The organism is Bacillus sp. C30 (assembly GCF_040838255.1).
Classification (GTDB): domain Bacteria; phylum Bacillota; class Bacilli; order Bacillales; family Bacillaceae_G; genus Bacillus_A; species Bacillus_A mycoides.
The window spans coordinates 1-1,974 of sequence record NZ_JBFPJH010000491.1 but is presented as its reverse complement, the minus strand read 5'-3'; the positions used below and the strand labels follow the sequence as shown (position 1 = coordinate 1,974).

At 34.4% G+C, this 1,974-nt stretch carries 2 protein-coding genes and 1 pseudogene; all 3 read left to right on the top strand.

Annotated elements, in window-relative coordinates; genetic code table 11:
• Positions 1 to 304: 304 nt before the first annotated feature.
• Positions 305 to 922: pseudogene (locus AB3X49_RS22105) on the top strand (nitroreductase family protein).
• 237 nt (positions 923 to 1,159) lie between these two features.
• On the top strand, positions 1,160 to 1,378 hold the full coding sequence (locus AB3X49_RS22100) for a hypothetical protein (protein WP_002088422.1): 219 nt from the start codon (positions 1,160 to 1,162) through the stop codon (positions 1,376 to 1,378).
• Positions 1,379 to 1,574: 196 nt separating this feature from the next.
• Complete coding sequence (locus AB3X49_RS22095) at positions 1,575 to 1,949, top strand: DUF3915 domain-containing protein (protein WP_367964756.1); 375 nt, start codon at positions 1,575 to 1,577, stop codon at positions 1,947 to 1,949.
• Positions 1,950 to 1,974 lie beyond the last annotated feature (25 nt).

Sequence of the window (1,974 nt, the reverse complement as noted above, 5' to 3'; positions counted from 1 at the left end):
TCTTCACTCACTTCATATATCTTGTTCTACTGAATTCCTCACAATCATTTTATAAAGAATTATGAGGAACTCATATTAACAAGCTAATTGAGAATGTTATCTTCGCTTATCTGCTCTGGAAATTCCTTTTTTAGTGTATGATTATATGAATTGTATCGTTTGTATGAATGCCCTGCCTTACTATTTAAAACTTGACAATTAAAATAAAGGTATTATATTCTTAAATTCAATAACTTACAAAATGTAAGTAGAGTATATTACATTTATTTTATATTAAGTTGATATGTAATTTGGAGGATATATAATGACAAACAATGACTTTTTTAACGTTTTATATGAACGCACATCTACACGTGCATTCAACCCTGAAAAAGAAATTTCATCTACAGAGTTACATGAAATTTTAAAAGCTGCTGCGCAAGCACCTTCTGCTTGGAACTTGCAACACTGGAAATTCCTTGTTTTCCAAGGCGAAGATGTACAAAAACGATTACACCCAATTGCCTATAACCAACAACAAATTCTTGATGCTTCTGCCGTAGTCGCTATTTTAGGTGATTGAGAGGCATATAAAAATGTTGAACCTGTTTACGGTCCAATTGTAGAACAAGGATTTATGAAAGCAGACGCAAAAGAGCGCTTAGCTAAAAATATTGAATCTGCATATACTCGGGAGCAATACCCACGAGATGCTGCCTTTTCAAATGCTGCTTTAGCAGCAATGCAACTTATGCTTGCTGCTAAAGCAACTGGCTGGGATACTTGCGCTATTGGTGGCTTCAATCCACAGGCATTAATGGAAGAATTCAATGCTTCATCTCGTTACGTACCAATTATGCTTATTACAATTGGTGAATCCACTTTAAAAGGTCACCCTGCACCGCGCATGAGCGTAGAACAAGTGAGTGAATGGGCAAAATAATAAAAAAACGAAGGTAATTTCATTACCTTCGTTTTTTTATTTTTCTGTCACACATCCGTAATATTACAATGTATTATGCGACATCTATACATAGAAAAATCGTAATTTTTACGCTATCCCCATAAACAAATATGACGTTTTGTGTCGAAATTTGTTAAAGTATCGGAATATAACCGTGTATTTTTGTTACAATTGTGATACAATGATAACAAATAGATAACAAGAGAGGGATTTTCATTGAGTTCATACGGAAGCTTTATCGCACTTTTAAGTTACATAGTAACTGTACTACTGCTATATTTTATTGGCGATGCTGCAAACATATCAGTGTTACAATTCCCTAAAGAAGAAGCGTTACAATTAGAAGCAGAAAAACATACTGCACGATCCATTGCACCACTACTCTTAGCTCTTCCTGTATATATCATCGTTTTATATAAAAGTAAAAAAGTGTAAAGGCTACCTACTTCATTCATTTCGGTGGTCTTTACATTTTTTTGTGACATTTCCCCTATTTTAAACATCATTCCATACTAAATACCCATCTAGTCATTTAAAATGAGAAAATCCCCTAGAAAAATTTCCATTATCTGTCCAGTCACCGACTGCCGAACTTACATAGATTATAAGTGTGAAGGGGGTGATGAGGATTATGTTTGGATCATTTGGATGCTGTGATAACTTTAGAGAATGTCATCATCGTGAAAGAGAGTGTGACCATCGCGACCATCGCGAGAAAGAGAGAGAAGAAGTTAGACCACACCGACCTGCTGTATGTAACGTACTTGCTACTATTTCAGTTGGAACAGAAATTTCTCTTTTAAGCATTAGAGGCCATCAATCATTCCGCAATGTAATTTTTGAAGGATTCTGTAACGGTGTTGCTCTTTTCTCTGCTTTAGCTCGTAATAATAACGACAAAGATAATAATAATAATAATAAAGACGATAAGAACAATCAAAATCAAAATACTTTTACTGGCATTTTACGTGTATGCCCAACTGATATTATTGCAGTCGCTATCTAATTCTGTTCTTTATCCTCTATAGTAA